The organism is Mammaliicoccus sp. Q-M61, assembly GCF_022386055.1.
GTDB classification, from domain to species: Bacteria; Bacillota; Bacilli; order Staphylococcales; family Staphylococcaceae; genus Mammaliicoccus; species Mammaliicoccus sciuri_A.
Map to the genome: position 1 here is coordinate 17976 of NZ_JAJNJL010000008.1, position 21281 is coordinate 39256.

Here is a 21281-nt window from a genome sequence, read left to right on the forward strand (position 1 = left end):
TATGAAGAACTTCACTGCTTTTTCTGTTGGGTTAAATTTAAGTATTTTCAATAAAAATTTTAAAATAGCGCGCTGAGATGTGGAATTTTGTAGATTGTGATGGAGGTTGTTAACGGATGTTAGGGACATTTTTTGAAATTGTATTAATTAGAACTCTGAACTTCCACTATTCTGAATTCTGGTAATTAGAACGCTGTAACTTCCACTATTCTGAATTCTGGTAATTAGAACGCTCTTACTACCATTATTCGGAATTCTGGTAATTAGCTAACTCATCTAATTCTAAATATAGTATTTCTTATATCTTTTACCTATACTTTTAAAGTTTTGTTCACATACTCTTCGAATTGTAGTAATACTATTCCCTCCTAACCACCATACTGCTTCGGTGATAGTGAATGGCTCTTGTTTTAAATAATACAGTTCTTGCAAATTATATTCATAAAGATACTTTTTATCCATGACGGACTCACAATATTGGCATGTACATTTCTGTTTGTCTTGTTCAATTTTTACTGTGAACATGCGATGACATCTAGGACATTTGATACCTGGCTTGATTTGTTCAAACGGTATTGTCACACTTTTATTGTATTGTGCATCAAATGAATTTCTTACTGATAATAGTTTCTGTTTAATTCTTATATTTTCTGATTGATTTTGATTTTTAAAAAGTTGGGTAATGGAGCCTAATTCTGAGGGTAAGATAACTTGATCTTTTAGTAGGTTTCTATTTTTGAAGTTAAAGTAAGGATTGGTAAAGACTAATTTTGAAATGACGGGTTTACCAATTTCTAAATAGTGACATAGTTTATTGAATTCATTTCTAGCTCGTTCCATTTGTATGAACGGTGAGGTAAATGTACTTCCAAAATTATTTTTTAACAACGTGTCTTCTAAATAATAAATGCCTTTATAATTCTTTATCTCGAATAAATATATTGCATAATCATCGATGACGATTGTATCTATTTGAACTTGACTATTGTAAGTAAATTGAAAGTCATTCAAATATACGATATCCGTATCACAATTTAAAATAGCACTAAAATAGTTTTCGCCATCGTTTCCACTTGATTTATTTTGAATTGATTTCAAAATATTTTCGGTTAATTCAGCGCGCCCTATTAATGACTGAAAATACTTTGTATCATACTTACTTTCCATAAACCACGCTCCTTACATATTATAAAAAAATTATATAATAGCCTGCACAAAAAAACCACTCACTATAAAAGTGAGTGGCTCATCAAAGCATCTATTGAAGCAATGCAAGTGATTCACGGTTAAAGTCTTCTAAGTCGTCTGGAGTTCGACTTGTGACGATGCCATTGTCAACGACTACAGATTCGTCAACGACTTTTGCACCTGCATTTTGTAAGTCTTTTCTAACTGACAAGAAACTAGTAACAGTTCTGCCATTTAATAAATCTGTATCAATTAATAATTGAGGTCCGTGGCAAATTGCAAATGAAGGTTTTTCATTTTGTACGAAATGTTTAACAAATTCGCCAAAACGTCCTTGTTCATCTCCACGTAATAAATCTGGTGAAAATCCGCCAGGAATTAAGACTGCATCATAATCTGCAGCATTTGCTTCATCAATACCAACTTCTACTGTAACTTTTTCGCCTTTTTTACCAGTGATTTCTTTACCTTTTTCTTCACCAATAATAACAACTTCATGTCCAGCATCAGTTAATGCTTTTTGTGGACTTGTTAATTCAACGTCCTCGAATAAATCTGTTACAACTGCTGCTACTTTTTTACTCATAATATCAATCTCTTCCTTTCATAGTATGTCTAATATTTATATACCACTTTTGAAAGGTTTTAAACTTATTTTGCAACTAATTTTGCTACGACTTCTACTTGTGCTGTTTGTGGAAACATATCAATAGGTTGCATGCTTACGACTTTGTATTTTTTAGATAAGTGTGCTAAATCTTTAGCTAAAGTTGATGGATTACAACTTGTATACACAAATGTTTTTGGATGAACGGATTTAATAAGTTCAACAGCTTTAATACCTAATCCTGTTCTTGGCGGATCAACTGTTATCACGTCTGGTTTAAAACCTTCTTTAATCCATTTATCCATAACTTTATATGCATCACCAACTTCATAGTGTACATTATGACGATTATTGAGTTCAGCATTTTTCTTGGCGTCATCAATACCTTCTTTAATGATATCCATACCTCTTACTTCTTTCGCATTTTTAGAAAGCCAAATACCAATTGTACCTGTTCCACAAAATGCATCTACAACTGATTCATTACCTGTTAAATTCGCTTGAGCTTCAATTTCACCGTACATTTTTGTAGCTTGTTCCGGATTTAATTGGAAAAATGAATCTGGCGATAAATCATAATAGTATTGACCAAGCGTTTCTGTAATTTGTTGTTTACCACTTACATGAATCGTTTGATTGCCAAGTACTCGTGATGTCTTCTCTTTATTAATATTGATGGATAAACTTTCCACGAAAGACAAATTCATGATTTGATCAATAAGAGACTTATTATACTTCAATTGATCGTCCGTACAAACTAACGTAACTTGTATTTGTTGACTATGTTTTGCTACTCTCGTAACAATATATCTTAGCCCTTGTTCTTTATTTGGATTTCTACATACTTTAACTTTTAAATTCATCAAAATATTTCTCAGTTCATTCGTAACTTGAATTGTACGTTTGTCTTGAACTGGACATTTTTTAATATCAATTAATTGATGACTGTCTTTTTCATAAAGGCCTGCAATGAGTTGATTTCCCTTCTTCTGAACAGGAAATTGATTTTTATTACGGTATCCCCAAGGATTATCCATACCGATTGTAGGTTTTACAATTTTTGTTGGGATATTTTTCGCATATTTAGTTAACGCATCTTTTACAATTTGTGATTTGAATAAAAGTTGCGCATCATAATTTAAATGTTGCAGTTGGCATCCACCACAAATATCATAAACTTTACATTTAGGTTTAACCCTTTCTTTACTACGTTCACGGATTTTGACTACTTTCGCTTCGATAAAATTTGGTTTCGCTTTTACAACTTGGACAAGTCCAACCTCTCCCGGCAATAAACCTTCTACAAATGTTATCTTCTTCTTATAATAGCCAATACCTTCACCATTAATACCTAATCGTTTGATCGTTAAAGGAAACTTCTGTCCTACTTTTACTGAAACATTCATCTATGCTCACCGTTAATCATGCATAGCTTGAACTTTTTTCTCAAGTTCATCAAGCAAAGCAATCCATTCATCTACATCAGATACTTCCATATCTTCAGGATTCATTGCTTCCATTTCATCTAAAAAGTCTGATAACCTTTGTTTGATTTCATTAAGTGATGTTTTTTTACTCATTTTAATACTCCTTTATTTTTAATAATATTATTATGAATGATAACAAGTATAAAAACAATCATAAATCAGTATTGGAAAATTTGATAACAAGTGTTACGCTCATAGATAGGAAAAAAATCAGAAAGAAGGATATATCATGATATACGACTTGAAAAGTCCTATTTCAATAAAAAACGACCCGTGGGAAGCCTATAACGATATAGATGAACATGGTTCATTACAACTGAGTAATATAGAATTTACAACGACTACACTCTGTAACATGCGTTGTGCACATTGTGCAGTAGGTTATACGTTACAATTACGAGACCCTGACACATTACCGATGGATTTAATTTTAAAGAGACTTGATGAAGTTCCTCATTTAAAAACAATCTCAATTACTGGCGGAGAACCAATGTTCAGTAAAAAATCAATTCGAGAAACTGTCGTTCCTTTATTAAAATATGCACACAAACGAGGCATTTACACGCAAATGAATTCTAATTTAACGTTACCACTTGACCGTTATTTAGAAATTGCTGAGTATATTGATGTTATGCATATTTCACACAACTGGGGAACAATAGATGAATTCAGTGAAGTTGGTTTCCATGTAATGGACAAGAAACCACCTTTAAAAGCAAGATATCGTCTATACGAACAAATGATTCAAAACTCTGCCACACTATCAGAACAAGGTATGTTTGTATCTGCTGAAACGATGTTAAATAAAAGTACTAAACCTTATTTACAAAAAATCCATAATGAAATTGTTCATGATATGAAATGTAGTCGTCATGAAATACATCCTATGTACCCTTCTGACTTTGCGAGTCAGTTAAATATTATGAGTTTAGATGAAATGAAAGATACTATTCATGAGATTTTAGACTTTAGAGATGAAGACACATGGATGTTATTTGGAACGTTACCTTTTTACCCTTGTTTCATGAATGAATCTGACCAGAACTTATTATCTAGATTAAAATCATCTAAAAATGTAAGTTTAAGAAATGATCCAGATGGAAGAAGCAGATTAAACGTAAATGTATTTTCTGGAGATGTAATCGTTACAGACTTCGGCGATGAAACGGGATCTATCGCAAATATCAAACAAGATAAACTTGAAGATGTTTATCAAACATGGATGAATTCATCTTTAGCAAAATCACTTAACTGTCACTGTCCTAAAGTGAGATGTTTAGGTCCAAATCTACTCGTAAAAGATATGTACTATAAAGATGTTGACTTTAAAGCAAACGAATTAAGAATGAATCAATAATATAATAAAGGGCTAGGATAACGATTGTTGTCCTAGCCCTTTATTTAAATTAGATATATAGTTTTGTAGACATGAAGTCTAATGTTTTCTTGCTTTCTTTTCTTCTTTCTTGGCGTAATTTCACTCTATCTTGCGCACTTTCATAGAACCATTTTTCATCATCTGTTTCTGGATAAATTGCTGGAACTTCTGCTTTGTTCCCTTCTTTATCTAAAGCTACAAATGTTAAAAAGCTATACGCTGCTAAATGTTTCTTTTGATTAATATTGTCTTCACTAATGACTTTTACACAAATCTCCATAGATGATTTACCTGCATAAGTGACAAATGAAACTAACGATATCACTTCACCCGTTCCGATTGGTTGTAAGAAGTCTACTGAATCCGTAGATGCTGTTACAACTGAATTCCCACTATGTCTCATCGCCGCGATTGCTGCGATTTCATCAATTTCCGCCATTAATTTACCACCAAACATCGTATTGTGGTGATTAGTGTCCTCTGGAAAGATTTGTATGGATTTGACACTTCTTGATTCTTTCATTGGTTTCTTCGTTTTCATATTATAACCCCGTTCGATTTTTGCTTATTTTTATTGAAAAAAATAGCCAGGTTTCCCTGGCTATACATTGTTATTAATGATAATGTTCCTCATCATCAAAGACTTTCTTCTCTAGTGCTTCTTCAGCAGTATCAATTCGTACAGACTCTCTACTATCGAATGTTTGAACAAGATACATCATTAATGCGCCGCCAAATGCAAAAATTGCGAACACAAATGCGATCATTACACTCCATTCCATTGGTGTACTCATGATATCCCCTCCTTTGAATGGCTATAAAGACTTTATTTATCTTTATTATACATGATGTATTCTTAAATGGCTATCTTTTAAAATGCCCAATTACCATCTCTAAATACTGGTTCTTTCTCACCATTTTCTAAAATGCCATCAATTGATAAATCTTTGCTACCAATCATAAAGTCAACATGTGTTGTTGAATCATTTAAACCATTTTCAGCTAATTGTTCAGCTGACATATCTTTGCCACCTTCAATACAAAATGCATACGCAGATCCTAATGCAATATGACAAGAGGCATTTTCATCAAATAATGTATTATAGAATAACGTGTTCATGTTAGAAATTGGTGAATCAACAGGTACTAATGCTACCTCACCTAGTCGTTTTGAACCTTCATCTGTTTCAAGAATCGATTTCAAAATTTCTTCACCAACACCAGCTTTATAATCTACTACTTCACCATCTTTAAATGTTAAAGTAAAGTCATCAATAATATTACCTGAATAGCTTAAAGGTAATGTATTACTTACTGTTCCGTTAACACCATTTTTATGTGGTGCAGTAAATACTTCTTCAGTAGGCATATTCGCTACAAAGCTGTTGCCTTTTGAGTTTACAGAACTAGCACCAGACCAATATTGACCGTTTGGTAATTCAATTGTTAAGTCAGTACCTTCTGATTTGTAATGCAATGCTTTATATTTTTTGTTATTTAAATAATCCGCTTTTTCATGTAATAAGTGATCATGTTCTTCCCAAGCTTTCACTGGGTCTTCTTGATCAACTCGTACTGTTTTTAAAATTGTTTCAAGTAATTTATTGACCGCTTCATCATCACTTAATTCAGGGAACATCATTTTAGCCCAACCAACTGATGGATATGAAGCAACACACCAACTCATACGATCACTTTGAACAGCAACCATATAGTCTTTAAATGCTTTTCCGTTTGCCGCCATAGATTTGCGGATCTTGTTAGGATCAGCATCTTTCAAACTATCTGGACTAGATGAAACAATTGATAAGAACGCTGCTTTTCTATCTAAATAATCCATTTTTTCATCAATATCATATTGTTTAACATTCTCAAAAAATGATTCAGGTTCATATTGATATTTAAGCTGTGCAATTCTATCATCTTTGTAACTAACTTTTACATCTTCTGCCCCTATTTTGTATGCTTCCTCAACAACTAAATGTACAAATTCACTTGCATCAATTGAAGCTTGAATATATACAGGTTCTTTTTCCTGAACATTCAAACCAACTTTAACTAATAACTCTGCATATTTTTGAAGCTGTTTTTCATAACCCATTTGTTTAACCACCTTTGTTTATTTTCTAAGGTCACCTAAAGCTTGTGTAATAGCTGTCATTTCACTAGCTGAAATGTTTTTTCTAGACATGACCATAGTATGTATTTCTTTCAATTCTTCTTTCTTTTCTTCAGGTATTGCATCTTTATTCAATACACTTGTATTTACTAATCGTAGCTTGCCTTTTAAATCATCTACCATTTGTTCTATTGATTCAGTCATATTTTTTATCATCCTTTCAAAATTTAGTTTAGCAAAAAGTAATTATAATTAAAACTATCAAACTTATATATTCACTTTACAATTTATATGAATATTTTATACAATAAACATGAATTATAAGGTGAGGAGTGATTCTAGTGGCTGTTCAAGATATACTTTCATGGACGCTTTTCGAACAAGTTGCAGTACCAGATAATATTTCGCAATACCTCGTTGATGGCGAAGAAGCTTATAGTGCTTTTAAGACATTTAGAGATACTGCAGTATTTACAAACAAACGAATTATCATTCGCGATATGCAAGGTATCACCGGTAAGAAAATAGAAACTTACTCTATACCTTATAACATTATACTGATGTGGTCTACTGAGAATGCTGGTAAACTACTTGATTTAAACGGTGAAATCACATTATGGACGAGAGCTGGGCATTTTAAAATTAAAATAGGCAGAAATTTAGATATTATGCCTTTTGAAAAGCTATTGTCTAATGCACTATTATAAACTACAATTGTGTTTATATCTCTAAATTTATGGGAATAAACAACATTAGTGATATTTATAACATATATTAACGCCTATATTCTCTAATTTGAGATTCATATGTGATATGATATGTAGGTCAATGTTAATTTAAAGTTATATTCTTGAAAGGGGAAAAACATTATGCAAAACAAATTAGTTCCTGCTATTTTAATAGGTGGTACAATTGGCGCAATTATTGCATTAGCTGATAAAAACACTCGCCAATCATTATCAAACCAAGTACAAAACATTAAAGAAGGCAACACTTCAAGAGAACCTTCTAAATTAGATCAAATTAAAGATGAAGTTCTATACTGGAAAGATGTAATCGAAGAAATTCGTCGTAAAAATCCAGAATTAGAGCAATCAATTATGGATGCTAAAGATACATTCATTGAGAAAAAGAATCAAAGACAAATCTCAGGTTCAAACCATTCATAATTTATATTAAAGACTAGGCTTATTCATCTAACCTAGTCTTTTTTAACATCATATTAAATTAGGAGAATTTATATGGGAAATGATAAATCGAGCTCAAAATTTTTAGAACAAGCTAAAAACTTTAAAGACGAACAAAAAAAGTCTATTAAGAAAGAATATTATATTCCACCACAAAAATTTGAATCTAAGACAGCAAAGAAAGATAACCAAATATTTTATGTTTCAAAGATTAATAAGCCAGCTAAATTTACGAAAGACGGTAATATTTTATCAACTTTAATTTACAGAATCGGTAAGGATAATGCTACAGGACTTGCAGCACAGCTTTCATACTATTTCTTACTTGCGTTATTCCCTACTCTAATATTTGTGTTAACGTTGATACCGTTATTCCAAGTCAACCCTGATACAATTACAAATATGATATCAGAAAATGCACCTGGCGATACGGCAAAGTTAATTACTGGGATAATTGATGACGTTATGAATAATGCTAGTGGTGGCTTATTCTCATTCGGTTTAATCGCAGCATTATGGTCTGCATCAAATGGTATGACTGCTTTAATGAACGCATTTAATGTCGCTTATGATGTTGAAGATGGAAGAAATGCTATCATACTTAAAATCATGAGTGTCTTCTTCACAGTTATTATGGTTGTTGTATTCGGTATTGCAATAGCACTACCTATATTTGGTCAACAAATCGGCAATTTATTATTTGGTCCTTTAGGATTAGAATCTGAATTACGTTGGATATTTAGTTTAATAAAAGTCGTATTACCATTAATTGTGACGTTTATCGTGTTCATCACACTTTATACACTTGCACCAAACATTAAAATTAAATTATTATCAGTTGTTCCTGGTGCAGCTTTTACAACAATTGCATGGTTAGGTTCAAGTGCTTTATTTGGTGTATATGTTAATAATTTCGCTAACTACTCTAAAACATACGGTAGTATCGGAGGTATTATCGTATTGATGATTTGGTTATTCTTAACTGGATTAATTATTATCATCGGTGCAGAAATAAACGCAGTACTACATCAGAAGAAAATGCTTAAAAATGGATCACCAGAAGAACAAGCATTTAATAACTTAACAGAAAACGGTGATATGACTAATGCCTCTATTGAATGATATTTTAGAATATAATGCAGCTTTTATAGAAAATAAGGAATATGAAAATCTCATAACAACAAAGACACCTAACGCTAAAGCAGTATTGCTCACGTGTATGGATACGCGATTAACAGAACTTTCTACGCGTGCATTAGGCTTTAAAAATGGCGACATCAAAGTTGTTAAAAACGCTGGCGCAACTATTTCTCATCCATATGGTTCTACAATGCGAAGTTTATTAGTAGCGATTTATGCACTTGGCGCTGAAGAAATCATTATCATGGGTCATAAAGACTGTGGTATGGGGAATTTAGATGTTGATTCAGTAATAGATACAATGAAAAGCCGTGGTATCACAGATGATACACTAAATACAATCGAACATTCAGGTATTAATATTCATCAATTCTTAAGAGGATTTGATGATGTAACTGAAAATGTTCAAACAAATATACAAAAAGTATATAACCATCCATTATTTGATCAATCTGTTCCGATACATGGACTCGTAATTGATCCACATAATGGTGATTTAGAAGTGATTCAAAATGGATATGAATATACTAAATAAAAGAAGTTGAGCTCCTTTCTGGAAGCTCAACTTCTTTTATTATGATATTAAGTTATGTTGAAAGGCATATATAACAGCCTGTGTTCTATCTTGTACTTCTAATTTACTTAATATATTGCTAACGTGCGTTTTAACTGTCTTAATTGTAATATGTGAGGCACTTGCTATTTCTTGGTTTGAATAACCTTTAGCGATTAATAATAATATTTCCATTTCTCGTTCAGTCAACATTTCGAATAATTCAGCTTTCTGGTTCATTCTATTTCTCATTTTTACAAGTACTTCTGGTTCAAAAATAGACTCTTTATTGTACGTCTTACGTATCGCATTTGCGATATCATCCGCAGAAGTCGTCTTTAATATATAACTATCAACACCTGCATCTAAGGCTTGGTAGACTTCATTATCTTCAATGAAACTTGTTAACATGACGATTTTAACACTTGGTTGATGCTTTTTTATATGTTGTGTTGCTTCTATACCATTCATATCATCCATCACTAAATCCATTAAAATGACATCGGGTTCTAATTCTTCAGCTTTTTCAATACCTTCTCTTCCTGATGCTGCTTCCCCTATGACGGAAATATCTTCTTGTGTAGATAAATAACTAGAGATTCCGATTCGAACCATTTCATGATCATCTACAAATAATACTCTAATTGTCATATTGTTCCTCCTTATTATTTGGTACCTTAACTTCAATACGCGTTCCCGATTCAGGCATTGAAATAATATTGAGAGTGGCTCCAATTTCTAATGCACGTTCATTCATTGTATTTAGCCCATAACTCTGTGGATCTCTTTTAGATGTGTCAAAACCTACACCGTCATCTTGTATACGTAATATAACATAATCATTCGTATCTATTAACTCTATTGAAACTTTTGTACCTTTAGAATGACGTAACGTATTAGATATGGCTTCTTGAGTTATACGGAACAGATGGTCTTCCGTACCTTTGGCTATTTCTATATCTTCTATATCATAAACAACTTTCATTGGTATTTTTTGTTTCAAGTCGACTACTAAATCTTTAATACCTTCACCAAGGGATTTATTTTTTAATCCTAAAGGTCTTAAATGTAATAATAAAGCACGCATTTCTAATTGCGAATCTTGTATCATTTTTTCTAATAAGTCTACTTGTTTAGCTAATGGCTCTTTTAATTCTGATGATTTAATTGCAGATAACATCATACTTGCCGCAAATAATTGCTGACTTACAGAGTCATGTAATTCTCTTGCTAATCTTTGTCGTTCATCTTCTATGATTTTTTTAACGACAGAATCTTGCATTTGATACGATTCATTAATTATTTGTTGAGACTTTAATCTCAACGTGTATAGTTCTTCATGCAACGGAATTAATGTTTGATAAATTTCTAAAGTTTCTTTGTGCAAATCAATTTCATGGTGATTCACACCTAACATTTCTCCTTGAAAAGATCTTTCGATTTGTTCTTTAATCCAATGGTGCTGTTGATTAATTTTGTAAGCTACTGCAGTCCCTATTATGATACATAGTAAAATCACTACAATATTGATAAACAGGAATGCTGGTACACCTAATATTTGTGTGTAAAATAAACCTTGAAAATATATAATATTAATAAAAATTCGATCTAAGAAAAATAAAATGCCGACAATTGTATAAACAAGAATAAGCATTGAACCTATAATTCTCGTGTAGTTATTCATCGATAAATCACCTCAACATCTCCCATAAATGTTGAGAAGAATATATTAACTTTAAATGAATTTTTATGACTATTTTCCTCATAATGTACCGTTTCATTTTTCACTCTATACACTTGATCATTCATATATAATCTGCCATATAAAGCAGTTATATGTACATGTACATGGTAATTATAAGGAACAATAATTTGCGTCTTTCCAATATACTGTCTCACGACAATAACATTATGCTCAGATAAATTAGCAGCTAAAGATAAATCTAATTCAATATCTCCAATTGCTTGTTGAATTTGTATATCTTCCCATTTATAAATATAGTGTGGTGTCTTTTGTGGTGAGAACCATCGCTGTTTTATAAATGATTCGTTAATATTTTCATTGGACGTTTGATCGACATGTTCTACTCTTAATGGTTTCTTACGATATATAAGATATCTAATAACTAAAAATACTAAGAATAAAAATAAAATGGCAAGCATATATGGATTAGAAAGTAATGCATAAATCATTAAAATGGCGCCTATCCAAAATATAATTAATCCCCGTAATTTATGAAAATATAAATATCCTACATATATAAATATCGTACCCATTACAACAACGAGTAATAAGCCTATTTTCTCAAAGAAAATATAGTAAATGTTTGATAACAAAATCAATACAGATAATACGATCAACAATTCCGTTGATATAAATTTATTCTTCAACATACCACTCCTTTTTTAGAGAAGTGAATTCATCTGAGTAAGCATCGTACGCTCAGCTATCGTATCAGCAATTTTATCTAAAGTACTTTTCATAGCTTCGTCAATTTTCGCTAATTCACTTTCTAACATATTAATTTGCTTTTGTAACCATTGTAAATCATGATCTTCTAATTTTTTAGCACATTTAATTTTAAAATCTTCAATCTTGTCCATATACTTATTGTCTAATTCTAAAGTATATTTATCAATTAATTTACTTAATTGACAACGTTTTTGTTCAAGATACGTTAAGTACTGCTTCATAGCTTTAATTTTAACATCTAAGCGCTTAGCACATGTATCTAAACTTTCATAATAAGAAACAAGAATTAATTGCTTTAATTGATCTGAAACAACATTAAACATAGAATCACCTACTTCTGTCATATTAGACTCTATTATAAAATGTTATTTCAAATCTAAAAATGGACCTAGGATTGAATTTTCAATAGGACCTTAGTCTTAGGAAAATAAAAAGGAGTAGTATAGAATCTTGTATGTTTAATCAATTCTATCCACTCCTCTTATATTTTTAGTCTTCTAATTTAGTTAATAATAATGGTCCTTCTTTTGTTACAACAATTGTGTGCTCAATTTGAGCGACGAAACTTTTATCTTTCGTTTCAAATGCCCAATCATTTTTACCGTCGCTAACGATTGTTGCATTAGATGAGATAAATGGTTCTACTGCAAGTACCATACCTTCTTTAAGCAATTGTTTTTCTAATGGATCATAATAGTTCATAACATGTTGTGGTGAATCGTGTAATGAACGTCCAACACCATGACCAGTTAAGTTTTTAATAACTTTTAAGCCATTTTTACGTGCTGTTGCATTTACTGCTCTACCTATTTGAGATAATTTAGCGCCTGGCTTAACTTTCTTCATTGCTTCTTCAAAAGCCATAGCTGCTACATCTACTACTAATTGTTTTTTCGGATCATCTGCATTACCAACAACAAATGAAATACCTGTATCTGCATAATAGCCATTTTTACGAGCAGAAACGTCTATATTTACAAGATCGCCTTCGTTAATCACACGTTTACCAGGTATACCGTGCGCAACCTCTTCATTTACACTTATACATGTGTAACCAGGAAAATCATACTCTGCAATAGGTGCTGATTCTGCTTCTAACTCTTCAAATCTTTCCTTTGCGATGTTATCTAATTCTTTAGTTGTAATTCCGGGTTTAGTTGCTTCTTTTAACTCATCACGAATTATTGCACAAATTTTACCTATTTCTTTTAGGCCTTCAAGTTCTTCATTGTTTTGAATTATCATTTAAATCCCGTTCTTTCTTTTAAAATTTTTTTGTCGTTTATCATTATATCAGAAAATGCATGTTATACTATAAAAAAATGATTTCGGAGTTTTGAATATGAAAGAAAATTGGTTATCTCGAATTATCGGTGCAAGAATTATTAAAACTGGATTAGCAACTTTTTTAACTGCTTTAATATGTATGTCTTTAAATTTAAATCCTATATTTGCGGTTATCACATCTATTGTGACAATTGAACCTACAGCTAAAGCATCCTTAAAGAAAGCATTTGTTAGGTTCCCCGCTTCAATACTTGGTGCATTTATTGCCGTTATTAGTACATACTTCTTTGGAGAATCACCTTTAAGTTATTCATTAGCAGCAACCGTCACAATTTTAGTTTGTTATAAGCTTAAATTATTTGATGGTATGTTAGTAGCTGCCATTACAGCTGTTGCAATGGTTCCTGTTATCCATGAAGCATTTGTATATAATTTCGTATCACGATTAGCGACGACTACAATTGGACTTGCAACAGCAGGCATCGTCAATTTTATTATTTTGCCACCTAAATATATAAATCAAATAGAAGACATCAATCATAAAATGGATCAAAGTATTTTAGAAATATACATATCTAGACTTAAAGAACTCTTACTAGGTGAATATGAATCTGCCCTATCCATGAAAAAAGTATCAACATTACAACAACAAGCCACTAAAATTGAACAACTTATCAAATACCAAAAAGAAGAATACGATTACCATAGAGCAAAGAAAGAATCTAAATCTCATATTAGAAAAGTCGAAATGAAATATCACATTAACCGACTACTAAACGCACATTTATTAAACCTAGTATATTTACCAGAGAATACGCACATCGTCTTTACCGAAAAAGAACGCACAGCAATCTCAAATTTCATCAAATCCTATGAACACTTAATAAAAGAAAATGAATATAAAAAACAAAAAAATGCAGCATCCACTTTAAAAAATAGTGTTAAAGGGCTGAACGAATTTGATGAAAACCAAATCAAAAGTCACATTATTTATGAAATACTCATGATTAATAAAATTTTAAACGATAGATATTCAAGATTAACAAAATAACTAAGCTAAAATATTAAAAAGCGGCTGAGACATTAATTTATGTCCCAGCCGCTTTTTATTATTTTGCTTTTAACAATCGTTTAATAATAGCTTGTTTTGCCGCTTCTTCAACTGTATTGTCTAGTTGTTCTGGTTCGAATGTTATACCTTTTCGGATACATGCTTGTTTTAATAAGTAATCGGTGATTTCGTGGTTTTTAGGTAATATTGGTCCATGTAAATATGTTCCCAATAAATTTTTATAATGGATACCTTCTTTTTTATCTGTATCATTATTACCATAACCATCAACGACTTTACCTAATGTAGGATATTCGTGATATGTTCTTCCACCATGATTCTCGAAACCGACAATTTGTCCAAATGTTTCTGATTCAATTACAATATCACCGATTAGACGGTCTTTCTTAGATTCTGTATAAATATCAAGAATGTTTAAACCTTCTAATCTTGTTCCATCAGGTGTTACATACTCAGATCCTAAAAATTGATAGCCTCCACATATTGTTAAGGTTGGCATACCGTCTTCAATTGCATCTTTGAGTTGTGTTTTAATTTTCTTTAATTGTTCTGTTGCTAAACTTTGTTCTCTATCACTTCCACCGCCTATAAAGAAAATGTCACAATCATCTAAACTTAATTGATCAGTATCTGTTATATCTATTACTTCTACTTCTATATTACGCCATTTTGCACGTTGTTTCAGTGCAATGATATTGCCAATATCGCCGTATAAATTTAATTTATCTGGCATAAAATGAAATATTTTTATTGATGACATTACGCTTCCTCCTTGAAGGCTTTATTCAATGTTCGATGCATTGGTGATAAAGATGTATAGTTTGGAATTGCAACTGTAAACTGATTGTATGTCATTGATAGTTCCGTTGCCTTTTCTATTGAATGTTCTATAATAACTTCCACTTCAACTTCAGCATATTTCAATCTTAATGCTAATTCTTCAGCTCTTTGTCCTGTACAGATGATGGCTTTGATATTCTGTCTAGATAATTTCTCAAAGTCTGCATCATAAATCCATGAAATATCTCTTCCATCTGCACCATTATCATTCAAACTGATTAAATAAACTTTTTCTCCATCAATTTGTTCACCAACAGATAAACTTGCATTCAGACCTGCAGGGTTTTTAGCTAAGTTAATAAGCGCTTCTTTTTTACTATTTCTATAGTATTGCATACGCCCATTATCAGAAGTATATGTTTCAAATCCAGCTTTAATAGATTGATCATTTAAACCTAATTCTCTTAATACTGAATAAGCTGCAATGACATTAAATACATTAAAATCACCAGCAATCTTCATATCAAAATGTGCATCATTTAAGCCGACATGTATAAATGGTTCCTGTTTAAATGCTGTCACTTCATATTGTGGAGTCGCTCTATTGAATCCACATTCACATGTATAATGACCAATTTGGTTGTAATGTATATGACTATAATTTAATAATCTACCACAATTAGGACAATATTTACTTTCAACCATTGTACTTTGTTCAAATTCATGTATCCCTTTTTGCATACCATAATATACGATGTCATCACTTGCTATTTTCAAACGACTAACGAAAGGATCGTCTGCATTCAATAACAGTTTAATACCTTTATCTTTGATTGAGTTGGCAATATTATCTACCATCGTATCGATTTCACCAAATCTATCCATTTGGTCTCTAAAGAAGTTTGTCACTACCATCATAGAAGGTGTCATTTCTTTTAACACTCTTGGTATAGAACCCTCGTCTATTTCTATAACAGCAATTTTAGTATTTTTATTAGATTGAACAATAAAGCTTGAAGTAATCCCAGCTGCCATATTGGCACCTTCAGTATTATGTATAATTTCAATATTGTTCTTCTTTAATGTATAACCTATTAAGTTCGATGTCGTCGTTTTACCGTTCGTACCACTAATCATCACGATTTCATCTACTTCATTTGCTAACTTTCTTAAAATAAGCGGGTCTATTTTTCGAGCTATTTGTCCCGGAAGATCCGTACCTTGTTTACCTACTTTTCTACTAGCATATCGAGCTAGCTTTGCTATATTTTTCGCAACATACTTCTTCATACGTTACCTCCTTGTTCTGTCACATCATTATACCACGTTCAAAAGCTTTAAAAAAAGTGTTTAACTGTATCAAATCATTGGTTTCATTTTGTTGTTATTGTATAATAAAAATGTAAGTTAAAATTATTATAGAAGGGAAGATTTCTATGTTATCTAAAAATATTTTAGATGCTTTAAACAATCAGTTGAATCATGAATTTTACGCAGCACATGCATATATGGCAATGGCAGCTTATTGTGCAGATAAGAGTTACGATGGATTTGCAAACTTCTATATTCAACAAGCTAAAGAAGAACGTTTCCATGGTATGAAAATATATGACTATATTAACGATCGTGGTGAAAAAGCTATTTTCACAGCTTTAGATGCACCTAAGACTGAATTCAGTTCTTTATTAGAAACATTTAAAGATGGATTAGCTCAAGAACAAGATGTTACACGTCGATTCTATAATTTATCTGAAATTGCTAAAGAAGAAAAAGACTTTGCTACAATTTCATTCTTAAACTGGTTCTTAGATGAGCAAGTTGAAGAAGAGTCTATGTTTGAAACACATATTGACTACTTAGAAAGAATTCAAGAAGACAATAACGCATTATTTATCTATGAAAAAGATTTAGCTTCTCGTCACTTCGATGAAGATGCTGAATAATTTATAGTCTTACAATACTTAAACAAGACCATCTCCATGAACTATTCATGGCAGATGGTCTTTATTCATTCTATCTACATACCATCATCATTTACATTATTCCAACAAATGTTTATAATAACTTTCTAAAGGAAGTGATGGCATGTCTTCATTTGTAGCACTTGATTTTGAAACAGCAAATGGAAGTCCGGAAAGTATTTGCTCTGTCGGAATGGTCAAAGTAATTGATCATCAAATTACAGAAACTTTTTATACATTAGTGAATCCCGAAGATTATTTTTCAAATATAAATATTAAAATTCATAAAATTAAACCTTCTGATGTGACAAATTCACCTACTTTCGATGTCGTGTTTCCATATATGATGGATTTCATCGGTACACTACCTGTTGTAGCACATAATGCTAAATTTGATATGACTGTATTGTTTAAATCACTCATTAAACACCAAATCGAAATTCCTGAATTAACGTATTTTTGTTCATGTATACTAGCTAGAAAAACAGTCAACAATCATAGATATGGACTTGCGCCAATGATGGATTATTATAATATTGATTTTAAAGGTCACCATCATGCGTTAAATGATGCTAAAGCATGTGCGATTATTACGTATCGATTGTTAAAACATTATCCAGACTTAGATGCTGTATTAGATATTTACGGCAAAACATTAACCGATAAAAAATATGTATAAATAAAAAGCTTCTAGGATATCATGACGCATCCTAGAAGCTTTTTTTTATTTACTCTTTGTGTTGGAATTCTTTTTTTATGTCTCTTTTTAAACTCGCTTTATTAACAGGTCTTTCTAACTTTCTATCAACCCAGAATAATAATATTGCTATCGCAATAATACCTAGTAATTTGATAATATCGAATGTACCTGTTTCAATGGAACTTTTAATAAATAAAATGATTAATAATACTGTAATTGCAATAATTGAAAATTTAAATTTCATATCAATCTCTACTTTCTTATTATAAGTATTAATAAATACCCACTTCTCATTTAGTCGAAACGCGCATTCAACAATATTCAGAATACTAAGGATACATGATGATATCAAGTAAATCGGTTTAAATAAAATCATATATTGTTAAATTGCGATACGTTCTCGAAACTAAATTCCCGATTGATACACCTACTAAACGTATAGAAGTAACCGGATCTTTTAATGAATTATATAAATCATATGCTATATTATATATTTCAACTTCGTCATAGACTGGTGTATGACTACTTGTTTGTTTAGATAATGTTTCAAAGTTATGTGTCTTAAGTTTAACTGTTATCGTTCGTCCTGCTAGTTCATGTTTATCAGCTCTATTGGCAACTTCCGTACTCAATTTTCTAATCGTATTAAGTATAAAGTCATCATCATTTTGATCTGTTTCAAATGTTGTTTCTCGACCGATTGATTTTCTAACACGTGTTGGTTTCACTGGTGAATGATCAATACCGCGTACTTTATTATAAAAGCTTACACCACGTTTACCGAATAATTGAATCAATTCCATTTGGTCATATGCGTATAAATCTTTACCACTATTGATTCCCAATGATTTCATCTTTTCTTCGGTTACTTTTCCAATACCCGCGAAATCTCCTATTGGCAACGACATCAACAAATCATGTACATTCTCATAATCTATTACAGTCCGACCACTCGGTTTATTCATACCGCTTGCGAGCTTTGCTAAAAATTTATTATAAGAAACGCCTGCTGAAGAAGTAAGATGCGTCTTATCATAAATATCTCTTTGAATGTATTGTGCAATCGTTGACGCAGGTAAGTCTTTTCTCACAAGTTCAGTAACGTCTAAATAAGCTTCATCTAACGATAATGGTTCAACAATATCTGTATAACTTTTAAAAATTGCCATTATATCATTCGACACTTCTCGATAATAGTTAATTCTTGGGCGTACATAATAACCATCCGGACAAAGTTGATGTGCTTGAGCCATGGGCATAGCTGAATGAACACCAAATTTACGAGCTTCATAACTAGCTGTCGAAACAACCCCTCTACCTGAAGCACGTCCACCTATAATCACTGGTTTTCCTTTTAATTTTGGATTATCTCTTATTTCTACTTGAGCAAAGAAAGCATCCATATCAATGTGAATGATTCGCCGTTCCATTCTAAACACCTCTACAAAAAAATAGGAAGTTGGTTGCCCAAATTCCTATATATTATATCAAAAATCTTTTTAACTTGTTGATTGAACGTCTTTATTATCCGTAAATAAATTAATGCCTACTTCTGTATCTTCTACATAATTCATCTGTTTATTACTATAAATCACTTGCGCCATGTAAAAATCACCGATACATGCAGCACCATGAAAAGCAAATACATAAATAATAGAAGTGACTTGAAGCCATAATAATACAATTAATAATCCTATACTAATTAAAACAAATGGTGCTAATAATATGATATAAAATTGTTTTCTTGTAAAAATAGCATTTGGCATCGTTGCATAAAACATGCCTTTCATATATCCATATTTAACTTTTCCCTTTGGGTTAAATATTTTAAAACAAATACCGTGTATTAACTCATGGATAAACACTAATATAATTAAACCAACTAACCCGACTATAATATTTCTTACAAAGCCTTCTTCATAAATATATATGATATTCGCAATTAACTTAAAACTAATTAATATTAATGAAAGAAATAAAACAAATTGTAAAAGTGCTAACCTTTTTAATACAGATATATTGTTAACTAAGTCAATTTTAAGCATCCAATACCCCCGTGAAACCATTTCTTAATAACCTTTACATAATGATTATAAAATATAAATTCAATTTATACTAATGATTTTATGCTCGGTTTGAATTATGAATTTAATTGACTTAGTGAAACTTTATACATCTTATCATCGTTTTTAGATGGATTACCCCTACCATCTGTATTGTTACTTACAAAATATAAATCATTATTTACAATGTAAACATCTCTAATTCTTCCATATTTAGTCGCCACTTTTTTCATTTCATCTTTTTCTACATCAAATTTCATAATACCTTCTCCACGCAATGCAGCAGAATAAATGATCCCATCTTTAAATGCGATGCCTGAAGGTGCCCAAGTATCATCTGATCCTGAAGTAAATATCGGGGTTTCCATATTATTATTTTCTTCATTACCTTCAATCACTGGCCAACCGTAATTATGCCCTTTTTTAATCTCATTTATTTCATCATTAGCTTGATTACCATGTTCACTCGCAAACATCTGTCCATCTGGTGTCCATACAAGTCCTTGTGGATTTCTGTGACCGTAACTATAAACATATGAATTAGACATCGGATTATCTTTAGGCTTACTACCATCAAGATTAATTCTTAAGATTTTACCACCTAATGAATCTTTATCTTGCGCATTTTGTTCGTCTGAAGCATCTCCAGTTGTCGCGTATAATTTATCATCCGGTCCAATTTTCAACCGACCACCATGATGATATTGACCACTCGGTATTTTATCAATTAATACCTCTTCTTCTTTCCACGTATCATTTTCTAATTTTAATTTTACGATACGATTAAACTGGCCATTATCTTCATATGTGTAATACGCATATGCTTCTTGAGAATCTTTAAAATCAGGTGCAAGAACGAATCCTAATAAACCCGCTTCAGCAGCAGTAGAAACTTCCTTATCTAAATCTACTTGTTGCTCAGTCTTTTTATTGCCATCAATTTTAATAATTTTGCCAGGACGTTCTGATAAATAAAACACATCATCTGATTTCGCAATACTCCACGGTGTATCTAAACCTTGAGCTACCGTTTCAATACCTTTAGTTTCTTTACGTTCTTGGTTGTCATCTGACTGACTCTGTTCATGTTCCATTTCATTCTGAGTTTGCTTATCTTTATCTTCAGTTTCATCACGCGAATCATTACCACAAGCAGATAAAATAAAACTAGCCGAAATTGCACTGATCATTAGTCGCTTCATAAACAACCCTCCTTACATTATTTATACAGTTGTAAACACTTTCACACAAACATAACGCTCAAAAACCCAAGCCAACGTATAAGT

General features: G+C 31.5%; 27 protein-coding genes. 8 read left to right on the plus strand and 19 right to left on the minus strand.

What is annotated here, in order from left to right; genetic code table 11:
- Window positions 1-282 precede the first annotated feature (282 nt).
- The 4 genes from LQ677_RS10435 to LQ677_RS10450 form a co-directional block, all read right to left on the minus strand.
- Window positions 283-1167 carry a nuclease-related domain-containing protein gene (locus tag LQ677_RS10435; protein ID WP_191835833.1) on the minus strand — a complete coding sequence of 295 codons (885 nt, stop codon included), beginning with the start codon at window positions 1165-1167 and terminating at the stop codon, window positions 283-285.
- 91 nt (window positions 1168-1258) lie between these two features.
- Window positions 1259-1774 carry a type 1 glutamine amidotransferase domain-containing protein gene (locus LQ677_RS10440; protein WP_025905630.1) on the minus strand — a complete coding sequence of 172 codons (516 nt, stop codon included), beginning with the start codon at window positions 1772-1774 and terminating at the stop codon, window positions 1259-1261.
- A gap of 65 nt (window positions 1775-1839) precedes the next feature.
- Window positions 1840-3201, minus strand: a complete 1362-nt coding sequence (gene rlmD / locus LQ677_RS10445) for a 23S rRNA (uracil(1939)-C(5))-methyltransferase RlmD (RefSeq protein WP_126477096.1) — start codon at window positions 3199-3201, stop codon at window positions 1840-1842.
- 12 nt (window positions 3202-3213) lie between these two features.
- A complete protein-coding gene (locus tag LQ677_RS10450) occupies window positions 3214-3375 on the minus strand; it encodes an SE1561 family protein (RefSeq protein ID WP_049320382.1) in 162 nt (53 codons plus the stop codon).
- A gap of 136 nt (window positions 3376-3511) precedes the next feature.
- Between LQ677_RS10450 and yfkAB the strand changes: the two genes are divergently transcribed.
- Window positions 3512-4639 carry a radical SAM/CxCxxxxC motif protein YfkAB gene (gene yfkAB / locus LQ677_RS10455; protein ID WP_025905632.1) on the plus strand — a complete coding sequence of 376 codons (1128 nt, stop codon included), beginning with the start codon at window positions 3512-3514 and terminating at the stop codon, window positions 4637-4639.
- Between the two features lie 49 nt (window positions 4640-4688).
- Here the strand turns inward: yfkAB and LQ677_RS10460 are convergent, their stop codons facing one another.
- The 4 genes from LQ677_RS10460 to LQ677_RS10475 all read right to left on the minus strand — a co-directional run bounded on the left by LQ677_RS10460 (window position 4689) and on the right by LQ677_RS10475 (window position 6983).
- Window positions 4689-5201: an acyl-CoA thioesterase gene (locus tag LQ677_RS10460; RefSeq protein WP_037590456.1), complete on the minus strand. Its 513-nt coding sequence runs from the start codon at window positions 5199-5201 to the stop codon at window positions 4689-4691.
- A 73-nt stretch (window positions 5202-5274) separates the two neighbouring features.
- On the minus strand, window positions 5275-5454 hold the full coding sequence (locus LQ677_RS10465) for a hypothetical protein (RefSeq protein ID WP_037590455.1): 180 nt from the start codon (window positions 5452-5454) through the stop codon (window positions 5275-5277).
- A gap of 77 nt (window positions 5455-5531) precedes the next feature.
- Window positions 5532-6761 carry an aminopeptidase gene (locus LQ677_RS10470; protein WP_126477098.1) on the minus strand — a complete coding sequence of 410 codons (1230 nt, stop codon included), beginning with the start codon at window positions 6759-6761 and terminating at the stop codon, window positions 5532-5534.
- 18 nt (window positions 6762-6779) lie between these two features.
- Window positions 6780-6983, minus strand: a complete 204-nt coding sequence (locus LQ677_RS10475) for a DUF1128 family protein (protein ID WP_025905159.1) — start codon at window positions 6981-6983, stop codon at window positions 6780-6782.
- 137 nt (window positions 6984-7120) lie between these two features.
- Here LQ677_RS10475 and LQ677_RS10480 point away from each other — a divergent pair, with 137 nt between their 5' ends.
- From LQ677_RS10480 to LQ677_RS10495, 4 genes are all read left to right on the plus strand, one after another.
- Complete coding sequence (locus LQ677_RS10480) at window positions 7121-7486, plus strand: PH domain-containing protein (protein WP_025905158.1); 366 nt, start codon at window positions 7121-7123, stop codon at window positions 7484-7486.
- A 162-nt stretch (window positions 7487-7648) separates the two neighbouring features.
- Entirely contained in the window at window positions 7649-7948 is a 300-nt protein-coding gene (locus tag LQ677_RS10485) for a YtxH domain-containing protein (protein WP_025905157.1), read from the plus strand.
- A gap of 72 nt (window positions 7949-8020) precedes the next feature.
- On the plus strand, window positions 8021-9088 hold the full coding sequence (locus LQ677_RS10490) for a YihY/virulence factor BrkB family protein (protein WP_025905156.1): 1068 nt from the start codon (window positions 8021-8023) through the stop codon (window positions 9086-9088).
- Window positions 9072-9641 carry a beta-class carbonic anhydrase gene (locus LQ677_RS10495; protein ID WP_037590452.1) on the plus strand — a complete coding sequence of 190 codons (570 nt, stop codon included), beginning with the start codon at window positions 9072-9074 and terminating at the stop codon, window positions 9639-9641. The genes LQ677_RS10490 and LQ677_RS10495 overlap by 17 nt, the downstream gene beginning before the upstream one ends.
- 39 nt (window positions 9642-9680) lie before the next feature.
- Here the strand turns inward: LQ677_RS10495 and LQ677_RS10500 are convergent, their stop codons facing one another.
- From LQ677_RS10500 to map, 5 genes are all read right to left on the minus strand, one after another.
- On the minus strand, window positions 9681-10310 hold the full coding sequence (locus LQ677_RS10500) for a response regulator transcription factor (RefSeq protein ID WP_025905154.1): 630 nt from the start codon (window positions 10308-10310) through the stop codon (window positions 9681-9683).
- A complete protein-coding gene (locus LQ677_RS10505) occupies window positions 10300-11343 on the minus strand; it encodes a sensor histidine kinase (RefSeq protein WP_037590451.1) in 1044 nt (347 codons plus the stop codon). The genes LQ677_RS10500 and LQ677_RS10505 overlap by 11 nt, the downstream gene beginning before the upstream one ends.
- Window positions 11340-12050, minus strand: a complete 711-nt coding sequence (liaF, locus tag LQ677_RS10510; protein ID WP_191835832.1) for a cell wall-active antibiotics response protein LiaF — start codon at window positions 12048-12050, stop codon at window positions 11340-11342. The genes LQ677_RS10505 and liaF overlap by 4 nt, the downstream gene beginning before the upstream one ends.
- Window positions 12051-12065: 15 nt before the next feature.
- On the minus strand, window positions 12066-12476 hold the full coding sequence (locus LQ677_RS10515) for a hypothetical protein (RefSeq protein WP_224658943.1): 411 nt from the start codon (window positions 12474-12476) through the stop codon (window positions 12066-12068).
- 145 nt (window positions 12477-12621) lie between these two features.
- On the minus strand, window positions 12622-13377 hold the full coding sequence (gene map / locus LQ677_RS10520; protein ID WP_025905150.1) for a type I methionyl aminopeptidase: 756 nt from the start codon (window positions 13375-13377) through the stop codon (window positions 12622-12624).
- Between the two features lie 97 nt (window positions 13378-13474).
- Between map and LQ677_RS10525 the strand changes: the two genes are divergently transcribed.
- Window positions 13475-14470: an FUSC family protein gene (locus tag LQ677_RS10525; RefSeq protein ID WP_191835831.1), complete on the plus strand. Its 996-nt coding sequence runs from the start codon at window positions 13475-13477 to the stop codon at window positions 14468-14470.
- Window positions 14471-14528: 58 nt separating this feature from the next.
- On the opposite strand, the gene gatD is transcribed toward LQ677_RS10525, so the two are convergent.
- Window positions 14529-15251 carry a lipid II isoglutaminyl synthase subunit GatD gene (gene gatD / locus LQ677_RS10530; RefSeq protein WP_037590448.1) on the minus strand — a complete coding sequence of 241 codons (723 nt, stop codon included), beginning with the start codon at window positions 15249-15251 and terminating at the stop codon, window positions 14529-14531.
- Entirely contained in the window at window positions 15251-16561 is a 1311-nt protein-coding gene (gene murT, locus LQ677_RS10535) for a lipid II isoglutaminyl synthase subunit MurT (RefSeq protein ID WP_191835830.1), read from the minus strand. Before murT ends, gatD begins: the two co-directional genes overlap by 1 nt.
- A 146-nt stretch (window positions 16562-16707) precedes the next feature.
- Between murT and LQ677_RS10540 the strand changes: the two genes are divergently transcribed.
- Window positions 16708-17214 carry a ferritin gene (locus LQ677_RS10540; RefSeq protein WP_025905146.1) on the plus strand — a complete coding sequence of 169 codons (507 nt, stop codon included), beginning with the start codon at window positions 16708-16710 and terminating at the stop codon, window positions 17212-17214.
- A gap of 142 nt (window positions 17215-17356) precedes the next feature.
- Window positions 17357-17911 carry a 3'-5' exonuclease gene (locus tag LQ677_RS10545; RefSeq protein WP_126477100.1) on the plus strand — a complete coding sequence of 185 codons (555 nt, stop codon included), beginning with the start codon at window positions 17357-17359 and terminating at the stop codon, window positions 17909-17911.
- A 49-nt stretch (window positions 17912-17960) separates the two neighbouring features.
- On the opposite strand, the gene LQ677_RS10550 is transcribed toward LQ677_RS10545, so the two are convergent.
- The 4 genes from LQ677_RS10550 to LQ677_RS10565 form a co-directional block, all read right to left on the minus strand.
- The gene (locus LQ677_RS10550; protein ID WP_025905144.1) at window positions 17961-18176 is read right to left on the minus strand and encodes a hypothetical protein; all 216 of its coding nucleotides are present in this window, start codon (window positions 18174-18176) and stop codon (window positions 17961-17963) included.
- Between the two features lie 118 nt (window positions 18177-18294).
- Window positions 18295-19362, minus strand: coding sequence for a DNA polymerase IV (gene dinB, locus LQ677_RS10555; RefSeq protein ID WP_191835829.1), 1068 nt, complete (start codon window positions 19360-19362; stop codon window positions 18295-18297).
- Between the two features lie 69 nt (window positions 19363-19431).
- Entirely contained in the window at window positions 19432-19977 is a 546-nt protein-coding gene (locus tag LQ677_RS10560; RefSeq protein ID WP_037590444.1) for a DUF3267 domain-containing protein, read from the minus strand.
- 95 nt (window positions 19978-20072) lie between these two features.
- On the minus strand, window positions 20073-21197 hold the full coding sequence (locus LQ677_RS10565; protein ID WP_191835828.1) for a PQQ-dependent sugar dehydrogenase: 1125 nt from the start codon (window positions 21195-21197) through the stop codon (window positions 20073-20075).
- Between the last annotated feature and the right edge of the window lie 84 nt (window positions 21198-21281).